Below are 16,979 nucleotides of genomic sequence, written 5' to 3'. Positions count from 1 at the left end.
CTCTCCCTGACTGACCTCCCCACAAAGGCGGCTGCGCGGATCCGGCTCAGTGGCCGAGGATCTGCGACAGGAACAGCTTGGTGCGTTCGGACCGGGGATTGTTGAAGAACTCTTCGGGCTCGTTCTGTTCAACGATCTGCCCTTGGTCCATGAAGATCACCCGGTTCGCAACCTGCCGTGCAAAACCCATCTCGTGAGTCACACATAGCATGGTCATCCCCTCCTGCGCCAGTTCGATCATCGTATCGAGGACCTCTTTGATCATCTCCGGATCGAGCGCCGAGGTGGGCTCGTCGAAGAGCATGATCCGGGGCTTCATGCAGAGCGAACGGGCGATGGCCACACGCTGCTGCTGACCACCCGAGAGCTGTCCGGGATACTTCAGCGCCTGGTCCGGAATCTTCACTTTTTCGAGGAAATGCATCGCCGTTTCCTCGGCCTCCTTCTTGGGAACCTTGCGGACCCAGATCGGAGCGAGCGTGCAGTTTTCCAGAATCGTGAGATGCGGGAAGAGGTTGAAGTGCTGGAAGCACATGCCGACCTCGGAGCGGATCTTGTCGATGTTCTTGAGGTCCGAGGTGAGTTCGGTCCCGTCGACGATGATCTGCCCGGCCTGGTGTTCCTCCAGACGGTTGATGCAGCGAATCAGCGTCGACTTGCCCGAGCCCGAAGGCCCGGCGATGACGATTCGCTCGCCCCGGTTCACGGTCAGGTTGATGTCCCGCAGAACGTGGAACTGGCCGTACCACTTGTTCATGTTGCGGATTTCGATGGCGACCTCGTCCGAGACCTTCATCGCCGAACGGTCGATTTGGGTATCCATAGCAAGTTCAGACATGGAAGTTTCCTCTTAGCGGTGCCCGGTCTGGAGACGGCGCTCCAGATACATCGAGTAGCGGGACATGGAGAAACAGAAGATGAAGAAGACCAGGCCGATGAAGATGAACAGCTCCCAGTAGACGCCGTTCCATGCCGTGTCGGCGCGGATCGCGTTGGAGAGACCGATCGGGTCGAACATCGAGATGATCGAGACCAGCGTGGTATCCTTGAAGACGCCGATGAAGGTCGAGACGATCCCTGGGATCGAGATCTTCAGCGCCTGCGGCATGATGATCAGCCGCTGCGACTGCCAGTAGTCGAGGCCGAGGCTGTCGGCGCCTTCGTACTGGCCCTTGGGCAGGGCCGCGAGGCCCCCGCGCACCACCTCTGCCATGTAGGCCGAGGCGAAGAGCGTCACCATGATGATGACCCGCAGGATAATGTCGAAGTTGGTGCCCGGCGGCAGGAAGATGTTCAACAGCACCGAGGCCACGAAGAGCAGCGTGATCAGCGGCACGCCGCGGATGAACTCGATGAAGCCGACGCACATCGCCTTGACCAGCAGCAGGTCCGACTGACGGCCAAGCGCCAGCAGGATGCCGATGGGCAGCGAGCACAGGATCGCCGTGACGCCGATGGTGATCGAGAGCATGAAGCCCCCGAACTGACGCGAGGCGATGGCCTCGATCCCGATGGGCAGGACGGCCGACAGGCCACCGGCCACGGGGCCGGCAAGGGCCACCCACCAGATCACCGCCAGCAAGACGCCGATGATCAGCGCCAGCGCCGGGTTCAGCACCGAGGTGAGGAACTTCAGCGACAGGGCGATGATGACGAAGCCGAGGATCGCGACGATCGGGTTCCAGATCGTCCCACCCCAGAGCAGCCAGGCCGCGATGAAGGGGTAGAGCATCGAGAAGTAGATCACCTTGGCCGGGACGAGGTGCCGGAACAGCAGCGGGCCGAGGGCGACCAGCAGCAGGATGAGCGACAGCACCGGACGCCAGTAGTGCTCGGGCGGGTAGAAGCCGAACATCAGCTGTTTCCAGCGTTCGCTGATCACGCCCCAGCAGGCCCCGCCATGGGGCTTGTTGAGGGCGCCGATGATCTCGCGGCACTCGTTCAGGCTGGTGGCCTGCCAGGTGGGCGAGATGATCCAGGGCAGCAGCCGGTATGCCAGCCACAGGATGAAGATGCCCGACAGGACGGACAGCACCGTGTTGAACCAGCCCGAGAACAGGTTGGTCTTGGCCCAGCCCACGGGGCCGACGGTCGAGGCCGGCGGCTCCTGCTGGGGCAGCATGGTCTCGCGGACGTAGGAGACGGTTTCTGCGTGCGTATCGCTCATATCACCGCTCCACCAGTTTAACGCGGGAGTTGTAGAAGTTCATCGCGCCCGAGATCGCCAGAGAGATCGCGAGGTAGATCAGCATGCCCAGCAGAACGGTTTCGAGCTCGCGCCCGGTCTGGTTCAGCGTGATGCCCATCAGCGTCCCGGTGATGTCCATGTATCCGACCGCGATCGCCAGCGAGGAGTTCTTGGTCAGGTTCAGGTACTGCGAGATCAGCGGCGGGATGATGACCCGCAGCGCCTGCGGCAGGATGACGAGCCGCATGGTGATGCTGGGCCGCAGGCCAAGCGCCGAGGCTGCCTCGGTCTGCCCTTTCGAGATCGCGAGGATACCGGCGCGGACGTTCTCGGCGATGAAGGCCGCCGTATAGAGCGACAGGGCCAGCCAGAGCGCGATCAGCGAGTTCCGCAGGTGCGTCCCGCCCGCGAAGTTGAAGCCCGACAGTTCCGGGTAGCCGAGGTGGAAGCCGAGGATCACCAGCAGCGCGGCCAGCGGGACGAGGATGACGCCGAGGCGCATGTACCACGTCTTGGGGCGCACGCCGGTCGCTTCCTGCGTGGCGTCGGCCTTCAGCTTGATCCGGTGCGAGACATAGAAGCCGATCGCCAGAACGATCAGGATCGCGATCAGGTCGAGGCTGATGTTGAACAGGTTGCCGACCGGGATGTCACCGAGGCTGCGCGAGAACAGCGGCTCGGGGATATAGACGCCCCGGTTCGTGATCGCGACACTGTCGAAGAGCAGCATGCTCGCCTCGGGGTTCTCGCCCCGGAAGGCCCGCGGGTTCGGCAGGCTTTCGATCAGGATCGCCATGCAGAGCACGATCCACATCAGCACCGGCACGTTGCGGAACATCTCGACGTAGACCGCCATCAGGCGGGCGACCAGCCAGTTGCTCGACAGGCGCAGCACGCCGACGATCACACCGATCACCGTCGCGGTGATGCAGCCGAGGACGGCCACCAGCAGCGTGTTCAGCAGGCCGACGAAGGCGGCGCGCAGGTGGCTGTCCTGGTTGTTGTAGTCGATCAGCCGCTGGTTGATGTCATAGCCCGCCGGCTCCATCAGGAAGCCGAAGCTGGGCTCCTTCCCGAGGTCAGCCAGGTTCTGGGCCGTGTTCGAAATCAGCCAGCCGAAGAAAAGAAGGAAGCAGATCAAGGCAATGATCTGGAACGTGATCGCACGATACCGCGTATCGTAGATCAACATGGATAGGCGAAAGGACTCCGACGGAGGATCGGTCAAAGTAGTCATCGCTGAATGTTCCCCGTATCCGGCCTTGTTTTAGTCGGGCGTCTTTGCGCCTTCGGCCGGTCTCTTGTTGGTCGCGCCACCGTCGTTGCGGCTACGCAGGAAACACGAAGGGCGCGGTTTGACCGCGCCCTTCGCCGTAGGTCTTACCGGAACGGCGGCGAGTACATCAGGCCACCATCGGTCCACTGCGCGTTCAGGCCCCGCGACAGGCCGATCGGGGTCTCTTCACCGATGTTCTTGGCAAAGATCTCGCCGTAGTTGCCGCCAGCGGAGATGGCGTTCACGGCCCAGTCGGCTTCGAGGCCGAGCATCTCGCCGAGGTTGCCTTCGGTGCCGAGCATACGGTTGATCTCGGGGTTGTCGCCGGCTGCGGCGGACAGGTCACCCACGTTGGTCGAGGTGATGCCCATTTCCTCTGCCGCGACCAGCGCGTAGAGGGTCCAGCGGACGATGTCGCCCCATTCGTCGTCGCCGTGGCGAACGAGCGGACCGAGCGGCTCTTTCGAGATGATTTCCGGCAGGATCACGTGATCTGCGGGGGTCTCGAAGGTGGCGCGGGTTGCGGCCAGGCCCGAAGCGTCGGTGGTGTACACGTCACAGGCACCGGCGAGGTACTGCTGCTGTGCTTCGGCGTTGGTTTCGATCGGAACCGGCTCGTAGCTCATGCCGTTCTTGCGGAAGTAGTCCGCCAGGTTGAGCTCGGTCGTGGTGCCGGTCTGGATGCAGACGGTCGCGCCGTCCAGTTCCTTGGCCGAGGACACGCCCAGTTCTTTGGGGACCATGAAGCCCTGACCGTCGTAGTAGTTCACGCCGGTGAAGGTGAACTTCAGGTCGACGTCGCGCGACAGGGTCCAGGTGGTGTTCCGGGCCAGCATGTCGATCTCGCCGGAGGACAGCGCGGTGAAGCGGGTCTTGCCGGTGGTGGAGACGAACTCGACGGCGGACGCGTCACCGAGGACTGCGGCGGCGACGGCACGGCAGACGGCGACGTCGAAGCCGCCCCACTCGCCGTTCGCGTCGGGTGCCGAGAAGCCGGCCAGGCCGGTCGACACGCCGCAGTTCAGCTTGCCGCGGGCCTTGACGTCATCCAGGGTCGCAGCCGCGGAGGCGCCCGCGACCAGACCGGCGACCGTCAGCGCGCCAAGAAATACGGATTTTTTCATATTTACCTCTTCCTGATTGTCCGCCCGTTCACTGTGGCGGTTTCTCCCGGCCCCCTTCGGACCGGTGGGCGATACGATGTACTGATTGGGTTCTCCCCCCGTCAGTGCTCGAAGTGTGGGCGGATTCATCACAATTGGTCAAGTGTACCATCACGAAAAAGCAACGCCTTACGGCGCTGCTTACTCTCGGTCAGCAGTGTGATGCTTGCAGATCGGGCGGTAACGCTACCGGCCAGTGACCATTTGGTAAAAATTGTGGGCGTGGAGGAAGGCTGTCCGCTTAATTTCAGCCACTTCGGCGGCTTCCTCGTCCGCGCCCCACTGCTCTTCCTGCCAGGCTTCATCGAGGCGCGACGCCTCCCAGAGAGCCTCTGCCGGGGCCACGCCCTCGATCGTGGCGAGGGCCAGAATCAGCGATCCCGGCAGCGCCACGAGGTCATGGAAGGCGGCCAGCTGGAACGGCTCCATCCCGTCGAGGGCGGCCGCAAGCGCGGTCAAGGCCGCGGGGTCCTGCGCGCGGGGCATGATCCCCTCCTGCACCACGAGACGCGCGCCATAGGTCTGCGCCGCCCAGTCGAGCAGCGGGTCCCACGCGGCGGCCTGACGCTCGGCCAGCTCCTCGGGCCCCTCGGCGCGGTAGCACAGCAGGTCGGTCTCGGCATAGGCGGCCAGCATGGCGGCGACCTCGTCGCGCTGCGGGCGCACCTTGTCCACCGCGCTGTTCGCGGTGCGGGTGAAGGGCATCTGCTGCGGCTTCACCTCGTCCTGCTGGGCCTCCCACTCCTGCGCCACGGCCTCGGCCAGGGCACGGGAGGGCAGCGGCAGGCGGCTCTTCAGGGGCGTGCGCAACTCGCGTCCATCGAGATGGACAAGATGCCCATCCTCGGCCTCGGCGACCGAGACCTCCTTCCAGAAGCGTTTCGCCTTCCAGCCGCTCATGCGACCTCCTCGCGCCAGAGCGCATCAATCGTGTCGGGCAGATCGCGCGGATCGTCCACCACCACGTTGGCCTGCGCCAGTTCCCGGCGCGGGTGGAAGCCCCAGCTGACCCCGATGGTGCGCATGCCCGCAGCGCGGCCCATGTCCATGTCAAAGCTCGTGTCGCCGATCATCACGGCATCCTCCGGCCCCACGCCGCAATCGGACATGGCCGCCAGCAGCATCGAGGGATGCGGCTTGGACGGATGGTCATCCGCCGTCTGGAGCGAGAGGAAATGCTTGGACAGCCCCGTCACCTCGAGCAGCGACACGAGGCCGCCGCGGGATTTGCCCGTGGCCACCGCCATCAGGATGTCGGGCCGGGCGTTGAGCTGTTCCAGCACCGCCGGGATGTGATCGTAAAGCTTGATGAACCCGCGCCCGCCCGCGTCGCGCAGCCCACGATGGTGCGCCCGGTAGGTCGCCGCCATCCGCGTGACCCGCTCGGGATCGTTGCCCGGCGCGATCTGTGCGATGCCGATCTCCAGCGTCAGCCCGACGATGGAGAGCATCACATCCCGCGGCGGCGGGGCGAGGCCCTCGGCCTCGAAGGCGGCGGACATCGAGGCGGTGATACTGCCCTGACTGTCCGACAGCGTGCCGTCCACGTCCCAGATGATCAGCTTCGGCGTCGTCGTCATCAGCGCAGTTCCTCAAAGGGATCGTCGGCGGCGAGGTCCTCGGTCCAGCCGAAGGTCTCCCAGCTGTGGGCAATGTGCTCGGGCAGCGGGGCGGTGACGGTGATCATCTTGTGGGTCACCGGATGTTCGAAGGTCATCGAGCGCGCATGCAGGTGCAGCTTCTTCGAGATGATCCCGCCCAGCTGAGCCCCCCAGCCATCGCCGAGGTTTTCCTGACCTGAACCGCCGTACTTGCCATCCCCGATGATCGGATGCCCGATCTCGGCCATATGGGCGCGCAGCTGGTGGGTCCGGCCGGTCAGCGGCTCCATCGCGACCCATGCGGCGCGGCTCGCCACGCGGTAGAGCGTGGCATAGAGCGTATGGGCGCGCTTGGCGTCCGGGGTCTTGTCGATGTCGCGCGGATGCACGGCGATCATCTTCTCGCCCTCGCCGCCCTTGCCGTGGCCCGGGGCCTTCATCAGGCCATAGCGGATTTCGCCAAGGTAGGGCGTGGGCACACCGGCGACGAGCGCCCAGTAGATCTTGCGCGTCTGCTTGTGGCGCAGTGCGGCGGTCAGCGCCTGCGCCGTCGCCCGGTCACGGGCCAGCAGCAGCACGCCCGAGGTGTCCTTGTCGAGCCGGTGCACGAGGCGCGGCTTCTCGTCCAGACCGAACTTCAGCGCCTCGGCCAGACCGTCCACGTGACGGCTCTGCTTGCTGCCGCCCTGCGTGGGCAGGCCCGCAGGCTTGTTGATGGCGATGACCTGATCATCGCGGTAGATCACGCAGGACTGGATCAGCTTGGCATCCGCGTCCGACACCTTCGCCTCGCGCGGCTTGGGCGCCTGCCCCTGCGGTTCGGGTTCGGGCAGCGGCGGGATGCGCACGTCCTGCCCGGCCTCCAGCCGCGTGTTGGCCTTCACCCGGCCGCCGTCCACGCGCAGCTCGCCCTTGCGGCACATCTTCTCGATGCGGCCCTGCTGGACATGGGGGAAGAGCCGCCGCAGCCAGCGGTCCAGCCGCTGTCCGCCGTCGCCGGGGCCCACGGTGATCGTCTGAACCTTGCTGGTCATGCCAATACACTCCGCATCAGGGCGGCGCCGCCGATCAGCGCCGCGAAGGAGAGCAGCAGCGAGAGCCCGACATAGAGCACTGCGTTGCTGGTCTGTCCCCGTTCGATCATCGTCCAGGCCTCCAGCGAGAAGGAGGAGAACGTCGTGAAGCCGCCGAGGATCCCCGTCGCAAGGAAGGGGTTCCAGTGGGTCAGCCCCTTCTGGCCGAGGAAGACCACCAGCATCCCCATCAGCCCGCAGCCGATGATGTTCGCCGTCAGCACGCCGAGCGGAAAGCCCGGCCCCACAAGACGGAACACCCCTACCCCCAGAAGGTAGCGGCAAGAGGCGCCAATGGCGCCACCGAGGGCAACTTGAAGAACGGTCAGTATCATCGCGGTTCCATCGCGCCGGAGCGGCGGGTTGTCAAGAAATCCGCCCCGGGGGGCGCGATCCCCTTCCCTATAGGAATGCGCCGCGAGTTGAAAGGACCATGACGCGGTGCTCAGCCGCCGGTCTGCCGCTTGGCCCGCAGGCGCGCAAAGTATTCGGCCCGCTTCTTCAACTCACGCTCGAAACCACGTTCGACCGGCTGGTAAAGCGTCGGCCGCTCGACCCCCTCGGGGAAGTAGTTCTGCCCCGAGAAGCCGTCTTCGGCATCGTGGTCGTACAGGTAGTCGCGCCCGAAGCCCTGATCCTTCATCATCCGCGTCGGCGCGTTGATGATATGCTTGGGCGGCATCGCCGAGCCGGTCTGCCGGGCCAGCGCCTTGGCCGCCTTCAGCGCCATGTAGGAGGAGTTCGTCTTGGGCGCGAGGGCGAGGTAGATCACCACCTGCGCCAGCGCCAGCTCACCCTCCGGCTGGCCGATCCGCTCGTAGAGCTGCCATGCGTCGAGGCAGACCGACTGCGCCTGCGGATCGGCAAGGCTGATGTCCTCCACCGCCATGATCGAGAGCCTGCGGAAAAGGTAGCGCGGGTCCTCGCCGCCCTCCAGCATCCGCGCCAGCCAGTAGATCGCCGCGTCCGGGTCAGAGCCGCGGATGGATTTGTGCAGCGCCGAGATCAGGTTGTAATGCTCATCGCCCGACTTGTCGTATTTCGCGGCCCGGCGCATCAGCCGCTTCGACAGCCCCTCGGTGTCGAGCTTGCCCTCGACCTTCCACGAGGCCGCCTGTTCCACGAGGTTCAGGAGCGCCCGTCCGTCGCCGTCGGCCATCTCCTGCATCGCCTCGCGGGCGGGGCCGTCCAGCGGCAAGGTCCGGCCCAGCTCCTGCTCGGCCCGCTGGGTCAGCCGCTCCATCTCGGCCAGCGAGAGCCGTTCGAGGGTCAGCACCTGCGAGCGCGACAGAAGGGCCGCGTTCAGCTCGAAGGAGGGGTTCTCGGTCGTGGCGCCGACCAGCAGGATCGTCCCGTCTTCCATATGCGGCAGGAACCCGTCCTGCTGCGCCTTGTTGAAGCGGTGGATCTCGTCGACGAAGAGCAGTGTCCCCTGCCCTGCCCGGCGGCGCTGCTTGGCCGCCTCGAAGACCTTCTTGAGGTCCGCGACGCCGGTGAAGATCGCGCTGACCTGTTCGAAATGCAGGTCGGTCTCATGGGCCAGCAGGCGGGCGATGGTGGTCTTGCCCACGCCCGGCGGCCCCCAGAGGATCAGCGAGGAGAGCGAGCCCGAAGCCAGCATCACGCCAAGCGGCCCGTCCGGCCCCAGCACCTGCTCCTGCCCGATGACCTCGGCCAGCGAGGCCGGGCGCAGGCGGTCTGCCAGCGGGCGGGGGGCCAGACGGCCGCCGCCCGCAGCCTGAGTGTCGCTAGGATCAGTGCCGGGACCAGTGTCGAAAAGATCGCTCATGTCCCGGATCTGACCTGTCAGAGACGGAAACGCAACTGCATCCGTTGTCCGCCACGCAGCAGCACCAGTTCCAGCCAGCGGCCCGGATCGGCAAGCGCGCTCTGCGCCTCTTCCGTGGTCGCGATGCTGGCCCCGTTCACCGATTGCAGCACGTCACCGGCCTTCAGCCCGGCCCGCGGCCCCATCGGCCCCGGATCGGCCACCACGACGCCCGAGGACGAGAGCGGCAGGCCCAGTTCGGCCATGACGGCGGGATTGATCCGCTCCAGCACGAGGCCGGGGATGACGGACCGCTCCGGCAGGGTCACGCTGTTGCGGGCGGGCTCCTCCGGGGCGTCGATCAGGTCGACGGTCACGTTCTGCGGCTTGCCATCGCGGAAGCGGGTCACCTCGGTCGCGTGGCCCAGACCGGCGATCGTCATGCGGAAGAGCATCTCGGCCGGCGTATTCACCGGCTCGCCGTCCACGTCCATCACAACGTCGCCCACCTGGAAGCCCGCGTCGAGGAACGGGCTGGCGTCATGGAGTTCCGAGATCAGCACACCGCCCGGCAGGTCGAGGCCAAGCGCCTGCGCCATCTGCGCATCCACCGGCTGTCCCGTCATCCCCGCCCAGGGGCGTTCGAAATCGGTTTTGCCGTCGCGGGCCTGGTCCACGAACTGCGCCACCAGCGCCGAGGGGATGGCAAAGCCGATCCCGTTCGACCCGCCGGAGCGGCTGAGGATCGAGGTGTTCACACCGATCAGGTCACCGTTGATGTCGATCAGCGCCCCGCCGGAGTTGCCGGGATTGATCGGCGCATCGGTCTGGATGAAATAGCCCCGCGCATTGCCAGTGGCCGTGCCCGACCGCGCAAGCCCCGAGACAATGCCCGAGCTGACGGTCTGCCCGACACCGAAGGGGTTGCCGACGGCCAGCACCAACTCCCCCACCTCGACATCGTCGCTGTCGCGCAGGGTCAGGTGCGGCATGTCGTGCGCCCCCTTCAGCTTGAGGATGGCGAGGTCCGCCTCCTCATCCGCCAGCAGCACGTCGGCGTCGTATTCGGCGCGGTTGTTCAGCACGATGCGGATCTCATCCGCGCGGCCAACCACGTGGAAGTTCGTCACCACGATCCCGTCGTCCGAGAGCAGCACGCCCGAGCCCAGCGAGTTCTGCACCTGCGGCCTGCCCTGCCCGAAGTTCCGGAAGAACTCCGAGAAGAACGGATCGTCCGCGAAGGGCGAGCGGCTCTGCACGATGCGCTTGGCATAGATGTTGACGACGGCCGGGGTGGCCTTCTTCACCACGGGCGCGAAGCCCATCGAGATCTCGGCCTGGCTCATGGGAACGCGGGTTTCCGCATTCACCGGCAGCGCAGTCAGCGCGGCGGGCAGGCTGAGGGTGAGAAGGACAAGGGCGGTTCGGACCATGGGCGTTTCCCTCTTCTTGCGTGCTGGCAGCTATCCGCAGCGGGCCCGGGATTGCAACATTGGGGCCCGCGGCTTCCCGGGCTTGTGAAACGGCGCGATGAGAGACCTGCGCGGTTCTAATATCCCGGGTGACAGCTCGGCCCCTGAAAGGCACCCGGGATCGCGCCCCCTGCCCCGCCCCGACAGGCCGCGCAAAAGAAAACCCCCGCCCTCTGGGGGGCGGGGGTTCACTGTCCCTCGGATCAGCGGGTCTTTTGACCCATTAACCGATCTCAGTCTTCTGCGGCTTCTTCCGCTTCCAGGCGGGCCTTGTCGGCTGCGCCCTTGGCGTCGACGTCGCGGTCGACGAATTCGATGATCGCCATCGGCGCCATGTCACCGTAGCGGAAGCCGGCTTTCATGATGCGGATGTAGCCACCCTGACGCTCTTTGTAGCGCGGGCCCAGAACGTCGAACAGCTTGGCAACCAGAGCGTCCTGCTTGAGCTGCGATGCGGCCTGACGACGGGCGTGCAGGTCACCGCGCTTGCCGAGCGTGATCAGCTTCTCGACGATCGGGCGCAGTTCTTTCGCCTTGGGCAGGGTGGTCTTGATCTGTTCGTGTTCGATGAGCGAGCCGGCCATGTTTGCCCAGAGTGCCTTGCGGTGCTCGTGGGTACGGTTCAGGCGGCGGTAGCCTCGTGCGTGACGCATGATAGTCTCCTAACGTGTTTTGCTTTGTCTGGCCGGCGATGCGTGTCACCGACTCTCCTTGGGGCGGGATTGCCCGGTAAGTGCCGGAGGGGGCGTAGCAGCCCCCTCGCGGAATGTCGATCAGAACTGGTCTTCGAACTTCTTGGCCAGGTCTTCGATGTTGTCCGGCGGCCAATCCTCGACGTCCATGCCGAGGTGCAGGCCCATGCCCGAAAGCACTTCCTTGATCTCGTTCAGGGACTTGCGGCCGAAGTTCGGGGTGCGGAGCATCTCGGCTTCGGTCTTCTGGATCAGGTCGCCGATGTAGACGATGTTGTCGTTCTTCAGGCAGTTCGCCGAGCGCACGGAGAGTTCCAGCTCGTCCACCTTCTTGAGGAGGAGCGGGTTGAACTCGAGACCGTCGTCGTCGTCCTGACGGGTGGCCGATTCCGGCTCGTCAAAGTTGACGAAGATCGACAGCTGGTCCTGCAGGATGCGCGCGGCATAGGCCACGGCGTCGTCCGGCGTGACGGAGCCATCGGTTTCGATCTTCATGGTCAGCTTGTCGTAGTCGAGAACCTGACCTTCACGGGTCGGGGTCACTTCGTAGGACACGCGCTTGATCGGCGAGTAGATCGCGTCGATCGGGATCAGGCCGATCGGTGCGTCTTCCGGCTTGTTCTTGTCGGCGGCAACGTAGCCCTTGCCCGTGTCAACGGTCAGTTCCACGAAGAAGTCCGCGCCCTCGTCGAGGTGGCAAATCACGTGCTCGCGGTTCAGGATCTCGATGCCTGCGGTCTCGGCGATGTCACCGGCGGTGACGACACCCGGACCCTTGGCATTGATCGACACGCGCTTCGGCCCCTCGACCTCCATCTTCAGGCTGACGCCCTTGAGGTTGAGGATGATGTCGGTCACGTCTTCGCGGACACCCGCAACGGACGAGAATTCGTGCAGAACGTTGTCGATCTGAACGGAGGTGATGGCGGCGCCCTGAAGCGACGACATCAGCACGCGGCGCAGCGCGTTGCCCAGCGTCAGACCGAAGCCGCGTTCCAGCGGTTCAGCCACGACGGTGGCCTGACGCGACGGGTCTACACCCGGTTTCACGTCCAGCTGCGTCGGCTTGATGAGTTCTGCCCAGTTCTTATGGATCATGCGTCCCTCCATTCCCGTTCCGTCCCCATGTCCAAAGGTCGAAACTCCCGAGGTTGAAATGACGTAAAGGAGGCCGCGCCTCGGCGCAGCCTCCTGTAAATCTGCAGGGCGATTAGACCCGGCGGCGCTTCGGCGGGCGGCAGCCGTTGTGGGCGATCGGGGTCACGTCACGGATCGAGGTGATGTTGAACCCGACAGCAGCCAGAGCGCGGAGAGCCGATTCACGGCCCGAGCCGGGGCCCTGCACTTCGACTTCCAGCGTTTTCACGCCGTGTTCCTGAGCTTTCTTGCCTGCGTCTTCGGCAGCCATCTGTGCGGCGTAGGGGGTCGACTTGCGCGAGCCCTTGAAGCCCATGGTCCCTGCGGAGGACCAGGAGATGGCGTTGCCCTGAACGTCAGAGATCAGGATCTTGGTGTTGTTGAACGACGAGTTCACATGCGCCACGCCAGCGGCGATGTTCTTGGAGACCTTTTTCTTGCCCCCACGGCGGGTATCACGTGCCATTGGTCAGAGCCCCCCTTACTTCTTCTTGCCGGCGATGGGTTTCGCGGGGCCCTTGCGGGTACGCGCGTTGGTGTGGGTCCGCTGACCACGCACCGGCAGGTTGCGACGGTGGCGCAGGCCACGGTAGCAGCCCAGATCCATCAGGCGTTTGATGTTCATCTGCGTCTCACGACGCAGGTCGCCTTCTACGGTGTAGTTGGCGTCGATGTGTTCACGGATGGCGAGAACTTCGGCATCCGAAAGCTCGTTCACGCGACGGGTTGCGTCGATGTTCACGGCTTCGCAGATGGCTTTGGCCGAAGTATGGCCGATACCGGTGATGTAGGTGAGGGCGATCGGTACCCGTTTTGCAGTCGGGATGTTAACGCCGGCGATACGTGCCACGTGTCACTTTCCTTATAGTTGCGGTTCCGTAGCTCCAGAACCTTTTTTCACAACATATGGCCCGTGGCGGAACACCGCGGGCCGCAGCTGAATTCGGCGGGGTCTCGGCAAAGTTACAGAGCGTGACGGAATCACCATCTGGCCGAGATAGGGCGTGGTATGGGGTTTTCGGGGGATCGTCAACCCGTCAAGTCACAATCTCGGTCAGGGGCGGTGTTCTGCCCGCCCCTGCCAGTCATAACCTCAGCCGAGGATCTCGGCGATGGAAGCCTTCACGGTGCCGATCTCTGCCAGACCGTCGACGCCCCGCAGGGTGCCCTTGGCATGGTAGTACCCCAGCAGCGGCGAGGTCTTCTTGTAGTATTCCATCAGGCGCTTCTTGAGGCTTTCCTCGTTGTCGTCCGCGCGCGCCGTGCCACCGGCCGCGACGGCCTCCTTGGCGCGGTTCACGATACGGCCGACGAGGACCTCGTCGTTCACCTGAAGTTCGATCGCGTGGTCCAACTTCTGGCCCATCTCGGCCAGCAGCTTCTCCAGCGCGTCGGCCTGGGCCAGCGTGCGGGGGAAGCCGTCGAAGATGAAGCCGCCCTTGGCGTCGCCTTCCAGCTTCTCGCGGATCAGGCCGATGACGATCTCGTCGGTGACAAGCTCGCCGCGGTCCATGACGTCGGCCACGATCTTGCCCATCTCCGTCCCGGAGGTGCGGGCCTCACGGAGCATGTCGCCGGTGGAGAGCTGGATCATGTCCCGCTCTTCGACCAGAAAACCTGCCTGGGTGCCTTTGCCTGCGCCGGGCGGTCCGAGAAGGATAATATTCATCGACGTCCGCTTCCTTTTTTGTTGCGCCGCTTGCCTTTGCCGCGGAGCTGGGACTTTTCAATCAGCCCTTCGTACTGGTGCGCCAGAAGGTGGCTCTGCACCTGCTGGATGGTGTCCATGGTCACCGAGACCACGATGAGGACCGAGGTGCCGCCAAAATAGAAGGGAATCGTGAACTGGCTACGCAGGATCTCCGGAAGGAGACAAACTGCCGCAAGGTAGGCCGAACCGAGGATCAGGATGCGGTTCACCACGTACTCGAGGTATTCCGCCGTCCGCTTGCCGGGCCGGATGCCGGGCACGAAGCCGTTCTGGTTCTTCAGGTTGTCCGCCACGTCCTCGGGCTTGAAGGCCACGTTGTGCGTGTAGAAGTAGGCGAAGAAGACGATCATCGCCACGAAGAACAGCAGGTAGAGCGGCTGGCCCGGGCCGAAGTAGGCCAGGATCGTCGACATGATCGGGCCGGTCTGGCTGCCCGAGAAGGCCGAGATCGTCACCGGCAGCAGCAGCAGCGAGGAGGCGAAGATCGCCGGGATCACGCCCGCCGGGTTCACCTTGATCGGCAGGTGCGAGGAGCCGCCGTCGTAGACCTTCATGCCGACCTGACGGCGCGGGTACTGGATGTGGATCTTGCGCAGGGCGCGTTCCATGAACACCACGAAGGCGATGGTCGCGATCACCATGACGATCACGCCGACGATGACGCCGGGGCTGATGGCGCCCGAACGGCCCGAGACGAAGAACTGCGCCAGCGCGCCGGGCACTTCGGCGATGATGCCGACGAAGATGATCAGCGAGATGCCGTTGCCGATGCCGCGGTTGGTGATCTGCTCACCGAGCCACATCAGGAACATGGTGCCACCCACGAGGGTGATCATCGTGGTGGACAGGAAGAACCAGCCCGGATCGAGCGCAAGGGTCGAACCGTCGCCTGCGGGGGTCTGCAGGCCCATGGCGATGCCGTAGGACTGGACCGTCGCCAGCAGCACGGTGCCGTAGCGGGTGTACTGGTTGATCTTCTTGCGGCCCTGCTCGCCCTCTTTCTTGAGTTGCTCAAGGGAGGGGATCATCGAGGTCAGCAGCTGCACGATGATCGAGGCGGAGATATAGGGCATGATGCCGAGGGCGAAGATGCCCATGCGGCCAAGCGCACCACCGGTGAACATCGAGAGGATCCCGCCGATCCCCTGTGCCGCCCCCTGCATGAACTCTTCCAGCGCGGCGCCGTCGATGCCCGGAACGGGAATCCACGTGCCCAGCCGGTAGACGATCAGCAGGCCGAGGGTGAAGAGGATGCGGTTGCGGAGATCGGTGGCCTTGCTCAGGGCAGCCCAGCTCGTATTCGCCGCCATCTGTTCTGCTGCAGATACCATTCGCGGGTCTCTTTCATGTGACAACGCCGCCAAGGGCCGTTCCCCGGCTCTGGCGGCGTTTCAGGAAAACTCAAAGGTATGTAAGCGGCTCATTCGCCGCTCACAACCTCTTATTCCGCGGCAGCGGCCGCAGTGACCTTGAGCGAACCGCCAGCCTTCTCAACTGCCTCGATAGCAGCCTTGGAGGCACCGGTCACTTCCAGGTTCAGCGCGGTTGCGATCTCGCCCTTGGCGAGGATGCGGACACCGTCCAGCTTGCGGCGGACTGCACCCGAGGCAACCAGCACGTCTTCGGTGACGGGCGCGGAGGCGTCGATCTTGCCGGCTTCAACGAACTTGGCGATGATGCCGAGGTTGATGACAGCGTATTTCAGGCGGTTGGGCTTGTTGAAGCCACGCTTGGGCAGACGCTGGTAGAGGGGCATCTGGCCGCCTTCGTAGCCCTTGATGGCCACGCCCGAGCGGGATTTCTGACCCTTGATACCACGGCCACCCATCTTACCTTTGCCCGAGCCCGGGCCACGGCCGATGCGTTTGGCCTTCGGTGCGGCGCCCGCGTTGTCGCGGAGTTCGTTCAGTTTCATGTCGCTTCTCCTTGCCGGATGCGGCCCCCAGCGACGGGAGCGGCCGAACACGGCGTGTTGATATGATACGAGTCGCAGCCCCATCCGGGGCCACCGGGCGCGTATAGCGAAGAGGGCTGCGCCTTTCAAGGGCTGTCCGCGGCCAGATGCAGGGGGATGGCGCGGCGCGCACGGCCGCCTCCCCTGCCCCTCCCCTGCCGTTGCCCCGCGCCCGATCAGGCCGTCAGGCGGGCACCTCCGAGGGATGATCCGCCCGGTATTGCCGGGCATCCGCGGCGAGCTTGGCCAGCGCGGCATCGTCGATGCCCAGCGTCTCGAAATGCTCCAGCAGGTTGTCGACGTATTCCATCGAGGTGCCCAGCATCCCCTGCCCCGTGGCGAGATAGCGCACCTGCAGGTCATAGCAAAGGTCAGTCTCGATCATGTCGGTGCTGTTGTCCGCTTCGAAGGCCAGCGCCTCGACAGTCCCCTGCGCCGTGTGGACGGGAATGAAGACCGCCCGGTAGCAGGGCGCGATCATCTCGCGACGCCAGACCACCTCGCTCTCCACTTCGACCTGCTCCGCCGCAATGCGGAAGACGAGGCCATGACAACTGCCGCCACGGTCGAGCCCGGCCATCAGCCCCGGTCGTTCCTCGTCGCCGCGCCCGCCGGAGCGGTCCACGAGGCACATCTTGCGGCAGTGGCCGGCCACATGGGCCTGCCGGACCTCCGCGAACTCGATGCCCGGATCCCACATCAGCGACCCGTAGGCAAAGACCCAGAGGTCCCGCCCCCGATGACCCGCCAGCACGGCATGGCGCATCTCCTCGCGCACCGCGTCCGGGTAGCGCCATTCCGGGCCATGCCCCTGCCGGGCCATGGTCGCATCCAGATCGGAAGGCGCCATGGTGCGAAAGAAGCTCTGCGCCGCAGGGCGGATCAGCCGGGCCAGTTCGGGGTGATGGCGGAAGGGATCGCCTCCCTGGGATAGTTCGGTCATG

General features: G+C 65.0%; 18 protein-coding genes. All 18 read right to left on the bottom strand.

The genetic code is table 11. The features are described from left to right. Window positions 1–46 precede the first annotated feature (46 nt). Window positions 47–838, bottom strand: coding sequence for an amino acid ABC transporter ATP-binding protein (locus tag LCM32_RS20320; RefSeq protein ID WP_318246210.1), 792 nt, complete (start codon window positions 836–838; stop codon window positions 47–49). A gap of 12 nt (window positions 839–850) precedes the next feature. Then, window positions 851–2,167, bottom strand: coding sequence for an amino acid ABC transporter permease (locus LCM32_RS20315; RefSeq protein ID WP_224822913.1), 1,317 nt, complete (start codon window positions 2,165–2,167; stop codon window positions 851–853). 1 nt (window position 2,168) lies between these two features. Further along, the gene (locus LCM32_RS20310) at window positions 2,169–3,425 is read right to left on the bottom strand and encodes an amino acid ABC transporter permease (RefSeq protein WP_224822912.1); all 1,257 of its coding nucleotides are present in this window, start codon (window positions 3,423–3,425) and stop codon (window positions 2,169–2,171) included. Window positions 3,426–3,568: 143 nt separating this feature from the next. Next, window positions 3,569–4,588, bottom strand: a complete 1,020-nt coding sequence (locus LCM32_RS20305) for an amino acid ABC transporter substrate-binding protein (RefSeq protein WP_224822911.1) — start codon at window positions 4,586–4,588, stop codon at window positions 3,569–3,571. Window positions 4,589–4,813: 225 nt separating this feature from the next. Further along, window positions 4,814–5,527, bottom strand: a complete 714-nt coding sequence (locus LCM32_RS20300) for an ATP12 family chaperone protein (RefSeq protein ID WP_224822910.1) — start codon at window positions 5,525–5,527, stop codon at window positions 4,814–4,816. Continuing rightward, complete coding sequence (locus tag LCM32_RS20295) at window positions 5,524–6,207, bottom strand: HAD family hydrolase (protein ID WP_224822909.1); 684 nt, start codon at window positions 6,205–6,207, stop codon at window positions 5,524–5,526. The genes LCM32_RS20300 and LCM32_RS20295 overlap by 4 nt, the downstream gene beginning before the upstream one ends. After that, window positions 6,207–7,262 (bottom strand): RluA family pseudouridine synthase, encoded by a 1,056-nt coding sequence (locus LCM32_RS20290; protein WP_224822908.1) that lies wholly within the window; start codon window positions 7,260–7,262, stop codon window positions 6,207–6,209. The genes LCM32_RS20295 and LCM32_RS20290 overlap by 1 nt, the downstream gene beginning before the upstream one ends. Next, window positions 7,259–7,636 (bottom strand): fluoride efflux transporter CrcB, encoded by a 378-nt coding sequence (gene crcB, locus LCM32_RS20285; protein ID WP_224822907.1) that lies wholly within the window; start codon window positions 7,634–7,636, stop codon window positions 7,259–7,261. Before crcB ends, LCM32_RS20290 begins: the two co-directional genes overlap by 4 nt. Window positions 7,637–7,746: 110 nt before the next feature. Continuing rightward, entirely contained in the window at window positions 7,747–9,090 is a 1,344-nt protein-coding gene (locus LCM32_RS20280; protein ID WP_224822906.1) for a replication-associated recombination protein A, read from the bottom strand. Between the two features lie 17 nt (window positions 9,091–9,107). Continuing rightward, window positions 9,108–10,502: a trypsin-like peptidase domain-containing protein gene (locus LCM32_RS20275; protein WP_224822905.1), complete on the bottom strand. Its 1,395-nt coding sequence runs from the start codon at window positions 10,500–10,502 to the stop codon at window positions 9,108–9,110. Window positions 10,503–10,774: 272 nt separating this feature from the next. Next, window positions 10,775–11,194 carry a 50S ribosomal protein L17 gene (gene rplQ / locus LCM32_RS20270; RefSeq protein ID WP_224822904.1) on the bottom strand — a complete coding sequence of 140 codons (420 nt, stop codon included), beginning with the start codon at window positions 11,192–11,194 and terminating at the stop codon, window positions 10,775–10,777. A 120-nt stretch (window positions 11,195–11,314) separates the two neighbouring features. Then, on the bottom strand, window positions 11,315–12,331 hold the full coding sequence (locus LCM32_RS20265) for a DNA-directed RNA polymerase subunit alpha (protein ID WP_224822903.1): 1,017 nt from the start codon (window positions 12,329–12,331) through the stop codon (window positions 11,315–11,317). 112 nt (window positions 12,332–12,443) lie between these two features. Further along, window positions 12,444–12,836 (bottom strand): 30S ribosomal protein S11, encoded by a 393-nt coding sequence (rpsK, locus tag LCM32_RS20260; protein WP_136636924.1) that lies wholly within the window; start codon window positions 12,834–12,836, stop codon window positions 12,444–12,446. Between the two features lie 15 nt (window positions 12,837–12,851). Next, window positions 12,852–13,220, bottom strand: a complete 369-nt coding sequence (gene rpsM / locus LCM32_RS20255) for a 30S ribosomal protein S13 (RefSeq protein ID WP_224822902.1) — start codon at window positions 13,218–13,220, stop codon at window positions 12,852–12,854. 243 nt (window positions 13,221–13,463) lie between these two features. Then, window positions 13,464–14,039, bottom strand: a complete 576-nt coding sequence (locus LCM32_RS20250) for an adenylate kinase (protein ID WP_222492208.1) — start codon at window positions 14,037–14,039, stop codon at window positions 13,464–13,466. Next, window positions 14,036–15,412: a preprotein translocase subunit SecY gene (secY, locus tag LCM32_RS20245; protein WP_224822901.1), complete on the bottom strand. Its 1,377-nt coding sequence runs from the start codon at window positions 15,410–15,412 to the stop codon at window positions 14,036–14,038. Before secY ends, LCM32_RS20250 begins: the two co-directional genes overlap by 4 nt. A gap of 110 nt (window positions 15,413–15,522) precedes the next feature. Beyond that, window positions 15,523–15,996 (bottom strand): 50S ribosomal protein L15, encoded by a 474-nt coding sequence (gene rplO / locus LCM32_RS20240; RefSeq protein WP_224822900.1) that lies wholly within the window; start codon window positions 15,994–15,996, stop codon window positions 15,523–15,525. Between the two features lie 223 nt (window positions 15,997–16,219). Next, window positions 16,220–16,978, bottom strand: a complete 759-nt coding sequence (locus LCM32_RS20235; RefSeq protein WP_224822899.1) for a gamma-glutamylcyclotransferase — start codon at window positions 16,976–16,978, stop codon at window positions 16,220–16,222. Between the last annotated feature and the right edge of the window lies 1 nt (window position 16,979).

The organism is Pseudooceanicola nanhaiensis (assembly GCF_020171315.1).
In the GTDB taxonomy this organism is placed as follows: domain Bacteria; phylum Pseudomonadota; class Alphaproteobacteria; order Rhodobacterales; family Rhodobacteraceae; genus Pseudooceanicola; species Pseudooceanicola nanhaiensis_A.
This window is presented reverse-complemented; position numbering and strand designations above follow the sequence as displayed.